15 protein-coding genes are annotated in these 16,503 nt (G+C 46.3%); 5 read left to right on the top strand and 10 right to left on the bottom strand.

Annotated elements, in window-relative coordinates; all coding sequences use genetic code 11:
• Positions 1–1,620 (top strand): BclA C-terminal domain-containing protein (locus H509_RS27400; RefSeq protein WP_211234371.1); only part of this gene is annotated, 1,620 nt, incomplete at its 5' end.
• Positions 1,621–1,805: 185 nt separating this feature from the next.
• Here the strand turns inward: H509_RS27400 and H509_RS0121985 are convergent.
• Together H509_RS0121985 and H509_RS26300 are read right to left on the bottom strand one after the other, a co-directional pair.
• Complete coding sequence (locus tag H509_RS0121985) at positions 1,806–3,080, bottom strand: ABC transporter permease (protein ID WP_028546968.1); 1,275 nt, start codon at positions 3,078–3,080, stop codon at positions 1,806–1,808.
• Complete coding sequence (locus H509_RS26300) at positions 3,068–3,859, bottom strand: ABC transporter ATP-binding protein (RefSeq protein ID WP_036698578.1); 792 nt, start codon at positions 3,857–3,859, stop codon at positions 3,068–3,070. The genes H509_RS0121985 and H509_RS26300 overlap by 13 nt, the downstream gene beginning before the upstream one ends.
• A 175-nt stretch (positions 3,860–4,034) precedes the next feature.
• Between H509_RS26300 and H509_RS0121975 the strand changes: the two genes are divergently transcribed.
• From H509_RS0121975 to H509_RS0121965, 3 genes are read left to right on the top strand one after another with little or no spacing between them, the layout of a single operon-like run.
• Positions 4,035–5,774 carry a spore germination protein gene (locus tag H509_RS0121975; RefSeq protein ID WP_157277887.1) on the top strand — a complete coding sequence of 580 codons (1,740 nt, stop codon included), beginning with the start codon at positions 4,035–4,037 and terminating at the stop codon, positions 5,772–5,774.
• 5 nt (positions 5,775–5,779) lie between these two features.
• Positions 5,780–6,883, top strand: coding sequence for a GerAB/ArcD/ProY family transporter (locus H509_RS0121970; RefSeq protein WP_051287517.1), 1,104 nt, complete (start codon positions 5,780–5,782; stop codon positions 6,881–6,883).
• Entirely contained in the window at positions 6,867–8,072 is a 1,206-nt protein-coding gene (locus H509_RS0121965; protein WP_028546965.1) for a Ger(x)C family spore germination protein, read from the top strand. Before H509_RS0121970 ends, H509_RS0121965 begins: the two co-directional genes overlap by 17 nt.
• 141 nt (positions 8,073–8,213) lie before the next feature.
• Here the strand turns inward: H509_RS0121965 and H509_RS27395 are convergent, their stop codons facing one another.
• From H509_RS27395 to H509_RS0121940, 6 genes are all read right to left on the bottom strand, one after another.
• Positions 8,214–8,459 carry a hypothetical protein gene (locus tag H509_RS27395; RefSeq protein WP_084159338.1) on the bottom strand — a complete coding sequence of 82 codons (246 nt, stop codon included), beginning with the start codon at positions 8,457–8,459 and terminating at the stop codon, positions 8,214–8,216.
• A gap of 30 nt (positions 8,460–8,489) precedes the next feature.
• The gene (locus H509_RS0121960) at positions 8,490–9,023 is read right to left on the bottom strand and encodes a hypothetical protein (RefSeq protein WP_028546964.1); all 534 of its coding nucleotides are present in this window, start codon (positions 9,021–9,023) and stop codon (positions 8,490–8,492) included.
• A 56-nt stretch (positions 9,024–9,079) separates the two neighbouring features.
• Positions 9,080–9,589, bottom strand: a complete 510-nt coding sequence (locus tag H509_RS0121955) for a hypothetical protein (protein ID WP_028546963.1) — start codon at positions 9,587–9,589, stop codon at positions 9,080–9,082.
• 369 nt (positions 9,590–9,958) lie between these two features.
• A complete protein-coding gene (locus H509_RS0121950; RefSeq protein WP_245596232.1) occupies positions 9,959–11,353 on the bottom strand; it encodes an ABC transporter substrate-binding protein in 1,395 nt (464 codons plus the stop codon).
• Positions 11,354–11,659: 306 nt separating this feature from the next.
• Positions 11,660–13,075, bottom strand: coding sequence for an ABC transporter substrate-binding protein (locus tag H509_RS0121945; RefSeq protein WP_036698575.1), 1,416 nt, complete (start codon positions 13,073–13,075; stop codon positions 11,660–11,662).
• 239 nt (positions 13,076–13,314) lie between these two features.
• Entirely contained in the window at positions 13,315–14,622 is a 1,308-nt protein-coding gene (locus tag H509_RS0121940; protein WP_028546960.1) for a DEAD/DEAH box helicase, read from the bottom strand.
• Positions 14,623–14,769: 147 nt separating this feature from the next.
• Here H509_RS0121940 and H509_RS0121935 point away from each other — a divergent pair, with 147 nt between their 5' ends.
• Positions 14,770–15,045 (top strand): DUF2573 family protein, encoded by a 276-nt coding sequence (locus H509_RS0121935; RefSeq protein WP_036698573.1) that lies wholly within the window; start codon positions 14,770–14,772, stop codon positions 15,043–15,045.
• A gap of 154 nt (positions 15,046–15,199) precedes the next feature.
• Here the strand turns inward: H509_RS0121935 and H509_RS0121930 are convergent, their stop codons facing one another.
• Both H509_RS0121930 and H509_RS0121925 read right to left on the bottom strand, forming a co-directional pair.
• Entirely contained in the window at positions 15,200–15,976 is a 777-nt protein-coding gene (locus H509_RS0121930) for an SDR family NAD(P)-dependent oxidoreductase (RefSeq protein WP_028546958.1), read from the bottom strand.
• A gap of 16 nt (positions 15,977–15,992) precedes the next feature.
• On the bottom strand, positions 15,993–16,445 hold the full coding sequence (locus tag H509_RS0121925) for a chemotaxis protein CheX (protein WP_028546957.1): 453 nt from the start codon (positions 16,443–16,445) through the stop codon (positions 15,993–15,995).
• Between the last annotated feature and the right edge of the window lie 58 nt (positions 16,446–16,503).

The raw sequence follows: 16,503 nt of genomic DNA, 5'->3' as shown, positions 1-16,503 counted from the left end.
GCTACTGGCGACACCGGCGCTACTGGCGACACTGGAGCCACCGGCGCCACCGGCGCTACCGGTGACACGGGAGCCACTGGCGCTACTGGTGGCACTGGCGCCACGGGCGCTACGGGCGACACCGGAGCCACGGGCGCTACCGGCGCTACTGGCGACACCGGAGCCACGGGTGCTACTGGCGGCACCGGAGCCACGGGTGCTACTGGCGGCACCGGAGCCACGGGCGCTACGGGCGGCACCGGAGCCACTGGCGCTACGGGCGCTACCGGCGCTACTGGCGACACCGGAGCCACTGGCGCTTCCGGCGCTACTGGCGAAACCGGAGCCACTGGCGCTACTGGCGACACCGGGGCCACGGGCGCTACCGGTGACACAGGCCCTACCGGCGCCACGGGCGCTACCGGCGACACCGGCGCTACTGGCGACACCGGGGCTACCGGTGACATGGGAGCCACCGGCGCTACAGGCGGCACCGGGGCCACCGGCGCTACCGGCGACACTGGAGCCACGGGCGCTACTGGTGGCACAGGAGCCACTGGGGTCACGGGCGCTACTGGAGCCACCGGCGCTACAGGCGACACCGGGGCTACTGGCGCTACGGGCGACACGGGAGCCACAGGCGCTACGGGCGACACCGGGGCCACGGGCCCTACTGGTGACACCGGCGCCACGGGCGCTACTGGCGACACCGGGGCTACTGGCGCTACTGGTGGTACTGGAGCCACGGGCGCTACGGGTGCTACCGGCGACACAGGAGCCACTGGCACTACGGGCGCAACTGGTGACACCGGGGCCACTGGCGCTACCGGCGACACCGGAGCCACTGGCGCTACTGGCGCAACTGGTGACACCGGGGCCACTGGCGCTATCGGCGACACCGGAGCCACTGGCGCTACTGGCGACACGGGAGCCACCGGCGCTACTGGCGGCACCGGAGCCACCGGCGCTACGGGCGGCACTGGGGCCACTGGTGCTACTGGCGGCACGGGACCTACTGGCACTACTGGCACTACTGGCGCTACCGGCGACACAGGAGCCACGGGCGCTACCGGCGGCACTGGAGCCACTGGCGCTACCGGAACCACCGGCCCTACTGGCGCTACCGGAGCCACGGGCGCTACTGGTGGCACCGGAGCCATCGGCGCTACTGGGGCCACCGGCGATATCGGCGCTACTGGGGCCACTGGCGCTACCGGGGCTACGGGCACCACTACGACAGGTACTTCCTCTTTTGCTGCCAATACAACTGGTGGAATTATCGCGGTTATACTTGGCGGTACAAATGTCCCGCTACCAAGCTCGCAAAATATAGGCCCAGGCATTACAGTGAATGGAGCCAACACCATATTTACCGTTGTAACGGCAGGAAGGTACTATATCACCTATCAAATCAACTTGACAGCAGCATTATTAGTCAGTTCACGCCTCCTTATTAACGGCAGTGCCAACCTTGCTTCCACTATCGTACCTGTTCTGTCTCTATCTTCATTTAATAACGATATTATCGTTACACTAGCAGCTAATTCCACGATCACGTTACAACTGTTTGGCCTGCTAGGGGCAGCCACGTTGTTAGGCGGCAGCGCCGGAGCCGCATTAACGATAATCCAGCTAAGCTAGCTTAATCGAAATGGTATATCGCGACTCAGGTCCATTTCTATAAACAAATAAATGCACGATATCAACTCATATACACCCCGTCAATCACTTTCTAGCAGGGTAAAAAGCTTTAAATATTATGCAAATAAGCTCACCTCACTGGTGAGCTTATTTATTGCTGGCGTATGATCAATTGTTATCTGGTCCTAATCCTCGTCGTCATCCTGTTTCCGGTGCTTGGCTTTATTTTGCAAGCGGAAAAAGATAATAAACAGGGCTGACAAGATGGATACAGACAAACGGTAACCAAACGACGTCATGCCCGTCCATATGGGAATGAGCAACAACAGCGTGACGATTACCTGAATTTCTGTGCTGAGCTGAAGCACCGCCTTTGTCCGTGCATCTTTTTCCAGCGGATACAACAACCTCCATACGTCATGGCGGTGCATTTGATATAAGGCATTACATTGTGCATGAATTGCTGTCAGGAACAGCAACAGGATAAACCCATTCCACATCGTATGTCTTGTCCACCACAGTAACAATAGACCGATTGCAACAAGACGCAAAATAATCCCTAATAACTCACTGCGTAAAAATGTCTTTGTTAACAAATAACCATAAGCTTGATCCCGTCGAAACGCAAACCGGTTGCCTAACCAATCCAGCCAAGGCCGTGCAAATCTGCGCTCATTCATCGTTGGAAGATCTACAAATCCCCCTAAAAACGTATACACACGGTTCACATGCACCCGTTCTGCTTCCATATGAGCTTCCCAAGGGAAACGTAACGCGGGGATACGCCGCGCACAAATAATATATAAGATCCCTGCTGCCCCTGTTACGATACCCGCCATAGCTATATCAAGCCACAGCCAGCACGCAGTGACCCCCCACGCCCATACATACCGAACGGCACGCAAAATAAAGCGCCAACGTACATCGGAAATATGTCGTTCTACCCAAGACCCATGCAAAGCGACCAACTTTAACATAATCAGCACAAAGAGCATAACCAAAAACGACTTAGGTTCGGGATCTGCACGATGGTACAGCGGCCATAATATAACCCACCCCATTATTAGTAACAACATTCGAGGAAACAAACTGTACCGCAGGCTCTTCCGTATATAAGCACCTAGCTTATGCTCCTGACGAAGGAGGAACACCAAGTCTGCCGGCACTAAAAATGTTCTGATCGTCATATAAGCCACCAGCGGTGATATAAGCACCCATGCTAGCTCCCTAACTGGAAATAACGGCGGGATATGTTCGATAAAGGAAGCGTATAATGCAATTCCAGCGACAATACCAAACACAAGCACCATCCCTAGGCCACTCTGTACGACATAACGCAAATAAGGTACGATTTCACCCCAGAACGCGCTAACCCGATTCGCCCACAAATGTTCAGGTTTCAGTAGCGGCTTTATGTTCGATTGTGGTGATGACTGGCGGTTAGCCTTTACTCGTGCCATGACAGACCCCCGTCACTGTCCAAGCCTTCATTTTCAACCCATGCATAAAACACATCTTCTAGTCGATCCGCCACCTGCACATGGCTAGCGCGTTGCAGTAATTGCGCCTTTAACTCATCTGCTGTTCCAGCCGCCAACACTTTACCTTGATGAAGCAATACAAAACGATCACAATAATGCTCAATCGTCGATAAAATATGAGAGCTAACTAGCAGCGAGGCCCCCTCTTGCTTCATTTGGCTCATAAATTGCAGCAACGAACGAATACCAAGTGGATCAAGTCCAAGGAAGGGTTCATCAATAATGTACAAAGGGGGCCGCACGGCGAAGGCACACATGAGCATAGTCTTCTGCTTCATCCCTTTAGATAAATGCTGAGCTGCTTTATCCAGGTGTGACGTCATATGAAACAATTTAGCCAAATGCTCTACACGCTTTTTAAAAATATCCTCATCCACACCGTAAGCAGTCGCGCTCCAGATTAGATGCTCCCGTACCGTGAGTGCATCATATAACAATGGGGATTCTGGTACATAGGCAATCCCTGATCGATAATTCTCTGGCTGCTCCGCCAGTGTCGTCCCTTGGAGTGTGACTTTGCCCTTTTGTGGCTCCATCAATCCTAAAATGTGCTTCATTGTTGTACTTTTCCCTGCACCGTTTAGGCCAATCAAACCGACCATCTCTCCTGGATTCACCGTGAAATTTACATCGTGCAGCACAGGTTTGCCAATGCTGTATCCTCCAGTAAGTTGATCTACCTTTAATAAAGGATTCATCTTCCATTCACCTCTCCTCTGTATTATATCGAACGAGTGGCGAGGAAGCGAACGCTAACATTTAGCGCACCTCCATAATCCGTTCGTCTGTACTTCAGTCCAGAACAAGAGGGTCATTCACGAACTATGTATGACAGCATGAATTGAGGCGCATATTAGGTGCAGGGTGATCCAGATGAACATAACAAGAATGATGGAATGGGACATATGGGGTGGCGCAATTATCGTTTTTGCTGGTCCATATGGAATGTATTTGCTCATGCAGTGGCTAAAACAATTAAAACGACAATCAGCGCTGTCATACAACCAAGCTGCTAACTTACATAACAATCAACATCAAACATTGGAGTGCTCCACTGACGATACAGCCTCAATTCATACAGATACCAGTGATGAGCGGCATCTTTTATCTATAAGCAGTTTGCTGCATCAAAAAATTGATTATATTGGAAACCAATTAGGCCATAGCAGCGACCTAACCGTAAGATATTTGACATTAAGTGATCATAGTGCCCGTAATAGCGCCATTCTGTTTATTAATGGTTTAGTAGATGAGAAGATGATTAGCGACTTTATTATTTCTCCTGTTATGCAAAACCGTGACTCCATCAGTTCTATCCTGTCACAGCAACCAGAACAATTGCTGTCCACGCTGCACGAGTCCTATATCCCAATCTGCAAAGGAGAAATGTGTCCGAGCGCTGAGTATGTTGTATCCAAGCTTCTTAGCGGGTCCGTAGCGCTGCTTGTTGACGGAGTAACAGAGACACTCGTTATGGATGTCAAATCGAGCAATGGCAGAAATGGCGAGGAACCAATTTCCGAACCGTTGGTTAGAGGACCTCGAATCGGGTTTGTAGAGTCCATTGAAGATAACATCTCCATACTTCGTATTCGTGCAGTGGATCGTAATCTGACCATTCAACCCTATGAGTTAGGAGCTCGAAACACGACTAAAGCCGCGCTTGTATTTATAAGAGATCTGGCTAATGCTGAATTGGTGGCGGAAGTAGATCGGCGAATACAAACGATTGATATCGATGATCTGCCGGAATCAGGTTATTTGGAACAGCTCATTGAGGATGATTTCCTGTCGCCCTTTCCACAAATGCAAAACACGGAAAGGCCTGATCGAGTCATTGCGGCGCTGCTCGAAGGCAGGATTGCAATTCTATTGGATGGAACACCTTTTGTACTGCTTGCGCCTGTAACGTTTAGTATGCTGCTCCAGTCGCCGGAAGATTATTACGAGCGCTGGCTGCCGAGCACACTTATTCGAATGCTGCGATATCTGGCAGCGTTTATTGCGATGTTTGTGCCAGCTATCTATATATCATTTGTTTCTTTTCATCATGGTATGATTCCAACCAAACTGGCAGTATCTATGGCTGGTACACGAGAGGGAGTCCCTTTTCCACCAATAGTTGAGGCGCTAATGATGGAAATATCCATAGAAATACTGCGAGAAGCAGGGTTACGTCTACCTAAACCAGTAGGACAGACTGTAGGACTGGTTGGAGGATTAGTGATTGGGCAAGCGGCTGTTGAAGCCCGTATTGTCAGTCCTATTATGGTGATCGTAGTTGCGCTAACTGCCATCACCTCATTTGCCATTCCACAGTATGGAGCAGGAATGCCGATTCGAATTTTACGTTTTGTGGCTATGTTTTGTGCGGCAACGTTTGGTCTATATGGGGTACTGCTATTTTTTATTATGCTGTATACCCACATCGTCCGCCTACACAGCTTTGGCATACCTTATGATTCACCGACAGCCCCGCCTCAAGCTGCTGGTTTTAAAGATTGGAAGGACTTTATGATCAGAGTCCCTCTGTTTCTATTGAAGAGACGGCCTAGAATGAATCACCCGCAGGATTCTGTGCGCCAAGATCCTAATCCTAAGCCCAAAGGATGATACATGTGAAGACACGCTCCGAGTCCTTGTCCGCGATGCAAATTGCTGTACTTTTGGCAAATAACATTTTAGGAACCAGTATCCTCCTACTGCCTGGAAGTCTGTCCTTAGCTATGGATACACCTGACGGCTGGTTGTCTATTCTAATTGGCGGATGTCTGGTAGTAGGCTGTGGTTACCTGATGCTCTGGTTCAGCAGACGTTTTCCCGGCATGACACTATTTGAATGTACGGAGCTTATTATGGGGAAATGGATTGGCAAAGCTATTAATGTAATATTAATCATTTATTTTATTTTATTATGCAGCTATGAAATGCGGATTTTGGCAGAAGTGGTAAACCTGTTTCTGCTTGAGCGAACACCCAAATCAGCTATTATCATTGCCATGATGGCGGTGTCTCTTTATTTACTATTTGGTGGTTTAAATGCGATCACCCGTATGCTGACTTTTATTTTGCCATTAACACTGTTTGTCCTCGCAATCTGTCTGGCACTTAGCTTAAAAGTGTTTGATATTAACAATTTGCGTCCCGTCTTAGGGAAAGGATTTGGGCCTGTATTAAAAGGCGTCAAGGAAACGTTTCAATCTTTCCTTGGCATTGAAGCGCTGCTCATCTTGCCCGCCTATTTAAAACAGTGGAAAAATACTTATCATGCCGTCTGGCTGGGGGTCGGCATTCCAACAATCGTTTATTTGCTGACAACGGTTATTGTTATTGGCGGTTTGACGTTAGATGGGGCCAAAATAACCGCTTGGCCCACGATCTCCTTAATTCGTTCCTTTGAATATACAGGCGTTCTCGTTGAGCGCTATGATTCATTTCTGTTGACGGTGTGGATTTTACAAATATTCACGGTTTATATTCTCTATCACTTTTATATGGTGGAAGTGTTAAAAACAATCCTTGCCCAATCTAAACCGACCATATGGATTTTTGTATCCTTACCTGTCATTTATATTCTTGCCATGCTTCCCAACCATATCAATGACGTCTATTCTTTGTTGAAATACTTGTATTGGCTCTATTACTTTATGCTGCTGTTACCCGTACTATTGGTAGTAGTAAGCTTCTGTAGAAAGGATATTCAATATGGCCGTACGTCCTAGTCTAATCTGTAAATGGAAGCTGCTGTTTTCTCTTTTGATCGTCATAAGTCTAATCACCGGCTGTTGGGACAGCCAAAAAATCGAAGATCTCACCTTTGCAGTTGGTGTAGGGTTCGATCTAGTCACGGAAGAGAATAGTGATCAATCCGTTGCAACGGCATCGTCAAAACTGAAGGTCACCTATCAGAATCTCATCCCCACCCAGACTATGAGCAGTTCCAGTTCTAGTGCTAGCACAGCTTCCGAGTCTTATCACAATATAACCGCCATAGGTGATTCCGTTCATGAGTTGACGCGAAGAGTATCTATACTAACAAAGCCTATATCCGGAGAGCACGTAAAAGTAATTGTCATCGGGCGAAAATTAGCCGAAAAAATTGAATTGGAGACGTTATTAAATTTATTTTTTCGGGATGAGGAATTCCGTGAGAGCTGTCTGATCTTTATCGCTCGTGAAGAAGCGGCACGCATCCTAAGCAGCTCCAAAATAGATATTCCTTCCTTATTGATCAAGTCTATATCGGATAATCAATACCGCTCTACCAAAATATTACCTACCTTTACGCTGCAAAAAGCCATCTCCAAGCTGCAAAGCAACTCCAGTTTTATTTTACAAACCGTTGATGTTCAGGAGGGCAACATCATCTTTAGCGGTGGTGGTATTATTGATGGCAAAACACACCGATTAACGAATTTTTTCAGCCCCAACGAAGTGCAAGGCTTGGCATGGATAACAGGGCATAAGGAGGGAGGACTCTTAACGATCCGTAATCAACGCAAAGAAACCTTGTTTATATACGAAATAGCAAGGATTAAATCCAACATGGTAGCGCGCGTTCAAGGAGAACAAATATCCTTTCACATCCGTGTCCGGTCCACGGGGCGTATTTCGGAAGATTGGCGTAATCTGAAGACCGATCCCAAACATACGAAACAGCTCGTTCATCAATCTGAAGCACAAGTAACAGCCGAAGTGAAAACCTATCTCCAAAACACGATCAATACAATGCAGCGATATAAGGAAGATGTAGCTAATTTCGATACAACCCTTAGAATCCAGCATCCACACATCTGGCATAAAGTGAAGGGAGATTGGAACCGCGTATTTTCCACCATTCCTATCACATACGATGTTCGGATTCAGATTGAAGACTATGGGCTGGAAAATATGGGACTGAGTCAAGATTAAGAAAATAACCCGCAGGTCATGGCACCTGGTTCAAGTGCCCCTACGGGTTTTTGTACAATCTCACCATACTAAATACTTCTTCATAAAACTATTGCATATTATTCCATTTTTTTACAATATAGTAGTATGGTATAAATATAATTAATTCAACTTAATTTGGGCTGGTATCACTCGACTCGTATTCGTACCATCTCCTAGTGTGCCAAAAAAATTGGCGCCCCAGCTCCATAATTCACCATTTACATTCAGGGCTACCATATGTTCAAACCCTACACTGATTTTTGAAATATTTAAAATATCCTTCACTTGGACAGGCAGTGTTTTTGCTACCTTGGTGCCATCACTTTTCCTTAAATCTCTTCTGAAATAGTTAATTTGACATTCCACTATGAAAAAGTGATGCAGACATCTACACTGCTATAATTGGTCATCTTTAACATTATGCTGTCTTCGTTTAAGATACTTCTTGATCAATCGGAACAGCACATATATCACGATCGACAAGAAGTATAGACAATACACCACACCGTACAGATACAAATAAAATATTGAAACCCCGCCGTTGTCTGCTCCATCACGTCTCCAACTTGTATTAATCTCAAATTTATTTTCCAGTCTGTTCAATCGTAAGTCATTAGGAAAACACAAAAAATCTTCAAGTAGAATATCTTTTCTCCCATATCTACCTTCTAGGTGTGGAACTTTTGGGGATGTCGTACTCGCGATCCAATATTCCTGTAGCCCACCGGGTAATATCGTCAACTTTTGTATAAATTCAACCTGTACCTCCACAGACACATCCTCTTTGCAATAGTCTTTATACAGTTTGACTAGTGCTACTTTGATATCATGCTTCGCTTTATAGTGCAGACCTACTTCCGTGATCAAGGGTAAGCTAGTCACAACAAAGATTAATATAAATTTAAACGTTGCACTCTTGAAAAACTTCATACGACCTCTCCCTCAAGCTCACAACCATAAAACTATAAACCGTTATCCTAAAGCCCCTACTGTTTCCTGTTCAAATATTTCTTGATCCATCGGAACAACACATATATCACGATCGACAAGAAATATAGACAATACCACACACCGTATAGGTACAAATAAGCAATTGAAACTCCACCGTTGTCTGTTCCCATTTGCCACCAGGTCTCAGCAGGCATAAACTCTTTCTTTCCTTTGTCTAGTGCGAAACCAGATGTAGCACATGGGAAATCAATTAACGTAATATCTTTTCTTCCATATCTGCCTTCTAGGTGTGGAACTTTTGAGGATGTCGTACTCGCGGTCCAATATTCCTGTAGCCCACCCGGCAATATACCCCATTGTTGTATAAATTCGGCCCGTACCTCCACAGACACATCCTCTTTGCAATAGTCTTTATACAACTTGACCAACCCTGCTTTAATATCATGCTTCGCTTTATAGTGCAGACCTACTTCCGTGATCAAGGGTAAGCTAATCACAACAAAAATCAATATAAATTTAAAAGTTGCACTTTTAAAAAATTTCATACGACCTCTCCCCCAAGCTTACAACCCTAAAACTATAAACCGTTAATCAGAAAGAAGTATTTCCTTTCTTTCATATGCCTTCTAGGTACGAAATGTTTGAGGACGTAATAGTTGCTTGCCAATATTCTTGAAACCCGCTTGTTGATATTCCAAATCTACCTACTATACAACTTCTCTTTATCAACATACAATATCATCCAAACACTGTATAGGAGAACAGATTCCATATTAACCAGCCCAGCCCTATTAATAGAACTGTATTGTAGAAGTTCAACAAAACAACACAAATAACCCGCAGGTCATGGCACCTAGTTCAAGTGCCCCTGCGGGTTTATCGTTAGCGCCAACAACAAGCGCATTCGTTATAAATTACTTCTTCTTTGGACTAGTATCAGCCGCGTTCCGATGCGTATCCAGCTGCATCTGCAACTCCTGCTGTATCGCGGCCACTGCTTCATCAATACTTTTTTTATTGGCAACTACATCATCGATAGCTTGTCCCACCATCGTGCGGATCGTAGTATTAAAATCTTTAGGAACATCATTGTTTCTGAAATATCGAACATGCTGTACTGTACTTGGTTTTAACATGGTGAAGGCTTCTGCACTCTTACCACCAATCTCTTTTAAGTGGGTCGTACGAATCGGAAGATCAACACCTGTAGTCTTGGAAGCAGCCTTAGCCATCTCCTGTCCACTCATAAACTTCAACAATTCCCATGCCAGACGTTTGTTCGTTGAATCTTGATTGATTGCATAAATGCTACTTAAATTAATATAGGGTGACTCGTCCGGGCGACTCGGGTTGACAGGCATCGTCACCATTCCCCATTCAAACGCCTTGTTATTTTTATCATACTTCGTCATGTTTACTATGTTATGAATATACCACGAGCCTTCAATAGCCATTGCCGCTTTGCCTGACATAAACTCGTTGTTGTCATAGCTTGAGTACCCGGCATTTTTATTCCGCTCTGGCAGTTTATAAGCCTTGTTTCGGATCGCGTCCGTCACCAACTTAAACACGTTCTTCCACCCATCTGTATGGAGCAACACGTTTTCATGACGAGAATCAAGTAGTTGTAAATTAGACGCTTGAGCCACATCCATCAATAAATCATAACTTTCAGAAAATGGGCTGGCGATCCCATACGTCTGGTCTTCCCCAGAGCCTCTATTAAATCGAGCCGCTAAATTCAACAGCTCCTCCCATGACATTTGGTGCTTCGGCAGTTCCACTCCTTGTGCCTTAAACAAGTCTGCGTTATAGTAAATCGCTGAACCAGAATAGTAAGGCGCCAGACCATACAATTTTCCATCTCCGAGCCCACGTAACAGATCAATCGTACCTGGCAGCATCTCGTTCAAATCCATTTGCTCCTGTGCAATTATCGAATCCAGGTTATATAACTTGCCTTTCTCCGCCAACTTACTTAGCTGATCCTGCTCTAGCATAATAAGGTCTGGTTTCTCCTTCTCAATAAAGGCTAGCAGTTGCTCATTCGGGTCTTTAACTTCCTGATCCTGATTTCCCTCGTTCATAGCGTTCATATTCACGACTTCGAAATCGACATTCTGATATTTGATCGCAAAAAAATTACCGAAAGAACGGTAAAACTGATCCTCGTCCCAAAACATCACTTTTAACTTGCCACCGTGCTCTGGCATATTTTCCAGCACTGGTTTTTCCCCCATACAACCACTTAATAACACCAAGATTAACATACTTGCCAACATGACCTTCCAACCTTTATGTACGTGCACCAAACTGTAGCTCCTCCTTCATTTCACACTTCAATGGGTATGATTATGTTTTTTCTCCCTGTAACTCCGCCTATGCTCAAGTCCGACTTTTCATCAGCTAGCATGGGTCAGTTACTGAATCTGTAAGGTGACATGAGTAAAATCCTAACACATGAAAACATAAAAATTATGATTTTAATAAAAGGTTAAGCACAAATTAAGAAGTTAATGAAAGTGTTAAGAAATAAATAATCTCCCGTCCCATTCCGCTATCTCCATAAAAAAAGCCACAATTGCAATAAATGCAATCATGGCCATGCTTCCTTGTTACTTTTTGGTTGGTTGGGCTGCGGCTTTCTGTCTGCTCGCATCCAGCTTGGACTGTAAATCTTGCTGGAGCGCAGCTAACGCTTCATCCGCACTTACTTTGTTGCCAACGATATCATCAATCGCTTTTGAAATGCCCGTATTTAAGTTGCTATAGAAGTCTGCTGGTACTTTGCCATTCTCAAATGCTCGATATAAATTAATAGAGGATGAGGAAGGCTTTAACATCGTAAACGCTTCTGCACTCTTACCGCTAATTTCTTTAAAGTAAGTGGTGCGCGTTGGAAGTTCACCACTTATCGTCTTGGAGGCCGCCTTAGCCATCTCAGGGCCAGTCATGAATTTCAGGAACTCCCATGCCAGACGTTTATTAGGCGAGTCTTGACTGATGGCAAACACATTATAAAAATTAATGTATGGCGATTCATCCGGCTTGCTTGGATTTACGGGCATCGTCACCATGCCCCATTCAAACGATTTGAGATCTTTGTTGTTGCTGTATCTGCTCATATTCGTAATATTGTTGGCATACCACGAACTTTCCATAGCCATCGCTGCTTTGCCCTGCATAAACTCATTCTGATCGGACCCCATATAATTGCCGTTGCTATCGGGTTTTGCCACTTTAAAGGCTTTGTTGCGAATGGCATCTGACACCAGCTTAAACGCGTGTTTCCATCCATCTGAATTCAATAACACTTTCTCGCCCCGCGCATCCAGCACCTGTAGATTAGAAGCTTGAGCGATGTTCATTAGCAGTTGAGAACTGTCTGAGAACTGGTTGGCTATGCCGTACATCTGATCTTCTCCAGACCCTTGATTAAAGCGTGCAGCCAAGTTTAATAGTTCTTCCCATGACATCTTATGCTTAGGCAGGTCGATTCCTTGCTTCTTAAATAAATCCGCATTATAGTAAATAACCTGTGTATAGTAGTAAGGCGCTAAGCCATACAAACCTCCGCCCCCAAGTTCACGGAACATATCAATCATACCTGGCAGCATATCTTTCATGTCTACTTGTTCTTGTGCAATAATCGGGTCCAGGTTGTATAACTTGCCCTTCTCAACCAATTTAGATATCTGTTCCTGGCTCAGCATAATGACATCTGGCTTTTCCTTCTCCATAAATTCAAGCAATAGTGTTTCCGCATCTTTCTTTTCTTTTTCTTTCTCCTGATTTTGTTCATACATGGAACTCATACTAACCACTTCAAAATCAACATTTTGATACTTAATGGCAAAATAGTTGCCAAAAGATCGATAGAATTGCTCCTCGTCCCAATACATTACTTTTAGCTTGCCGCCATTCTCCGGCATACTCTCCAAGACGGGCTTCTCACCCATACAGCCACTTAACAATACGATCACTAGCACACTCGCCAACAGTACTTTCCAACCCTTATGTAGTCGTAACAACTTTTATTCCTCCTTTTTCCACTTATATACCAGTATAAAGAGCTATTTTCCAATATTCAACTACAGAGCCGTAATATAGACAGCTTGACACTACAATTACCGTTGAATGCAGAATATACTGAGGTGCGTTTTTGCTAAAATTACAATGCAGCGATGAACCACAGGCTACTTGCTGCCTACCAAAAATAAAAGCTGCCCAACTGCTTATCTTTCGTTGCAGCGGACAGCTTTTACATATTTTATTCAGGCTTTGGTTGATTTTGCTTTTCCTTCAGCCACTTCGGCGCGCCCTTGTTCTTACGGTCACGGTGACGACCATTGGAGCCTTTGTCCCGAACAACCTTATCCCGCGCTGGCTTGTCAGATGTAAAGGATGGCTTGGCAGAACGTGGTCGTACACGTTGATGGTCAGCTTCTGCTTCCAAAATTCGACCATCATAGAAGCTGCGCTCCTGAATGGGAATGTGCAACTCACGTTCGAACTTGCGTATAATAAAACGTTCACGCTCCGTAATGATACTTACGGACACACCACGTCGTCCCATACGTCCTGTACGTCCGGAACGGTGCACGTAATGCTCCGCATTCAGAGCAGGCTGGAGACTGAACACGTATGGTAACTCAGGAATATCGAGCCCCCGTGCAGCCACATCTGTGGCAAGCAGCAGTTGGAACTCGCCTTCGCGGAAGCGACGGAGCACGTTTACCCGCTCCTGCTTAGGCGCATCGCCGTACAGTGATCCGACGGACAGCTGTGTATAACTAAGCTTTGAAGCCCATTCGCCAATCATCTGCGAATCGTTCACAAAGACGATCGCCTGCTTCGGCTTCCAATGTCGAACTAGGCGGCGCAGCATATCAATCTTGTCGCGCTCTTCCGTGACAAAGAAAAGATGCTCGATCGAATCAGCAACCCGCTTATCCGGCTCGATGCCGATAGCAACGGGTTCGTTCATCCACTTCTCGGCGAGCCGCTTCACATCTGCTGGCAGCGTAGCAGAGAAGAACAACAGCTGGCGATCGCGTTTTGCACGATTCAGAATAATGTCTGTATCGCTAGCTCCGCCCTTTTGTAAAACATGATCCACTTCGTCCACTACAATCGTGTTCACTTCGTGTATCTTCAACTTCTTCATCTCGACCAGCTCACGAATACGGCCAGGCGTTCCTACTACCAATTGCGGACGCAGCTTCAGCTTGTCTACCTGACGATGCAGCGCAGCACCGCCAATTAACGGCTGCACGATCGCCTCACTGCCCTCGAGAAGCGCCTCCGCTTCACGTACAATTTGCATTGCCAGCTCTTGTGTCGGTGCAATCACAGCAGCCTGCGTTCGTTTCTCATCCGCTTGCAATCTCATAATAAGCGGCAGCAAGTAGGCAAATGTCTTGCCTGTTCCTGTCTGGGATTGTGCCAGCACATCCTTGCCTTGCAGCGCTGCTGGAATCGCTTCCGCCTGAATCGGCGAAGCCGTATGGATATCACGGGCTTGCAGGCGTTCTACCAAGCCCGCGTCAACTTGTAAATCTGTAAATGAAACGGTCACATCACTCTTTCCTCTCTATGAAGCAATACCTGATCGCTTGTCTTCTTCGTCTCATTATAACGAATTCAGGCGCTTCCTCCAACTTTCATCTGTAGACTAACTATGTTAGCCTGAATATGTCACTTATCTTAATGAAGGAGTTATCGTATGGATAAAATATGGAACGATACAATAAATGAATCGTTTGAGCAGCTGTTACTTACCTACAGCGAGCGTTTAACAGGCAAGGATGATGAACAAACGATACACATGCTTAAAATTTGGGCAACGTATAGTCATATTCACAAAACGATGCCTCAGTTAACGCGTCATTGGAACGAGCAGCACCCTGAAGCAAAAGCCGCGATCCGCGCGATCTTTGAGCAAGTAAAATCACTTCATGAGACCGCGCACAAAACTAACCCGACCGATGAAGACGACTAAGCATCATAATCATTAGCCCAATATTTAAGCATGACGTTGTGCGGGCCGCTAGGACACTACGGAACTCATTCACATCGCAGCCCCACTTCCGCAGCAAAGGTAAAGAGTCCGCCAACCCATCAGGACAGCGGACTCTTGTTATGTAAGCAGAGCGTTATTTCTTATTAAGCATCCTGTTTGCAACGCGGCTAGATAGACGCGGAAACAGCTGCATCAACTTGGTTCCTGCCGCAGCCAGGAAGGGCAGGTCCACCTCCGATGTCCCACGCTCCATCACACGAAGGATTTGCTTGGCTACACGTTCCGGAGGCATCATAAACCATTTGATATTGTTCACGTAATGGCCCGTCGGGTCTGCCACATCAAAAAATGGTGTATCTATAGGACCCGGATTAACAGCCGACACCGTTACCCCAGTGCCTGCCAGTTCCATCCGCAACGAGTTTGTAAATCCGAGTACAGCATGCTTGGAGGCAGAATAAGCCGATGACTTAGGTGAACCAATCTTGCCTGCCATAGAGGCCACATTTACGATCCGGCCAGATCGCCGCTCCAACATCGAAGGCAGCACTGCCTTGGTACACCGGACAGTCCCCATATAGTTGACGTCCATCATCGCTTCGAATTGACCTAATGTCAGATCAGTAGCTCGCTCAAACAGGCCCATTCCCGCATTGTTCAACAAAATATCAATACGTCCATACGTCGCAATAATCCGTGCCATGACGTGCTCCACTTCTGCCGTATTGGTAACGTCAAGTTGAACACATTCATGCTGACCTTGTATTCGGGCAGACACTTGTGCCAGCTTATCTGTAGAACGTGCAGCCAGAATTGGTATGGCCCCCGCTTCAGCGGCAAGTTGGGCGGTTAAAGCACCGATTCCGCTTGAAGCACCTGTTATGACAACGACTGATCCTTTTATATCCATCCCGGTCTCTACCTCTCTAACCTATACGCATCATAATATCAAATCGACCAATATCCCGCACGAGTAACGGCACCGTCATCGCCGTGGAACCACAGTTCGGCGCTGCTCCGATCAGCAGCAGTTGCGGAGGTGTAATATCAACATGAATACCTTGATTATACAATAAAGTGGACGCATTTCCACTTATCATATTGCCAAGCTCGGATATAGCACTTTCCCCCATCGCATCCAGAGCCTCTAATTGGAAGCCCCCCATCATAGCGGAGGCCATTTTGAGAGCAGCACCTTCATTTAAGCCGAATGCGACATTAGCGGTCATCTGTCCAGTTAAATTAAATTGAATACGTAAATCATGCGCGCCGCTCCAGGATAACATTTCAAGCTCCCCACGTTCAGGACGAACCTGTACAATCTGTTCGATCACATTGCACGCCGATTGTAAAAAAGGCTGAATCCATTCGGCTTTCATATCTGTAGCTTTCGCCCCTTTCCGACACTAAGGGAGTATATTCGACAAAATCAAACCG

Source organism: Paenibacillus taiwanensis DSM 18679 (genome assembly GCF_000425125.1).
GTDB classification, from domain to species: domain Bacteria; phylum Bacillota; class Bacilli; order Paenibacillales; family Paenibacillaceae; genus Paenibacillus_B; species Paenibacillus_B taiwanensis.
The sequence above is the reverse complement of the archived record's forward strand: the minus strand, read 5'-3'. Positions and strand labels throughout refer to the sequence as shown.

What these genes read in the sequence shown, in the direction of transcription:
- H509_RS0121955 (WP_028546963.1), bottom strand. Translation starts at nt 9,589, where the DNA reads ATGAAATTTTTTAAAAGTGCAACTTTTAAATTTATATTGATTTTTGTT.
- H509_RS0121965 (WP_028546965.1), top strand. Translation starts at nt 6,867, where the DNA reads ATGGCCGTACGTCCTAGTCTAATCTGTAAATGGAAGCTGCTGTTTTCT.
- H509_RS0121925 (WP_028546957.1), bottom strand. Translation starts at nt 16,445, where the DNA reads ATGAAAGCCGAATGGATTCAGCCTTTTTTACAATCGGCGTGCAATGTG.
- H509_RS0121975 (WP_157277887.1), top strand. Translation starts at nt 4,035, where the DNA reads ATGAACATAACAAGAATGATGGAATGGGACATATGGGGTGGCGCAATT.
- H509_RS26300 (WP_036698578.1), bottom strand. Translation starts at nt 3,859, where the DNA reads ATGAATCCTTTATTAAAGGTAGATCAACTTACTGGAGGATACAGCATT.
- H509_RS0121930 (WP_028546958.1), bottom strand. Translation starts at nt 15,976, where the DNA reads ATGGATATAAAAGGATCAGTCGTTGTCATAACAGGTGCTTCAAGCGGA.
- H509_RS0121935 (WP_036698573.1), top strand. Translation starts at nt 14,770, where the DNA reads ATGGATAAAATATGGAACGATACAATAAATGAATCGTTTGAGCAGCTG.
- H509_RS0121985 (WP_028546968.1), bottom strand. Translation starts at nt 3,080, where the DNA reads ATGGCACGAGTAAAGGCTAACCGCCAGTCATCACCACAATCGAACATA.
- H509_RS0121960 (WP_028546964.1), bottom strand. Translation starts at nt 9,023, where the DNA reads ATGAAGTTTTTCAAGAGTGCAACGTTTAAATTTATATTAATCTTTGTT.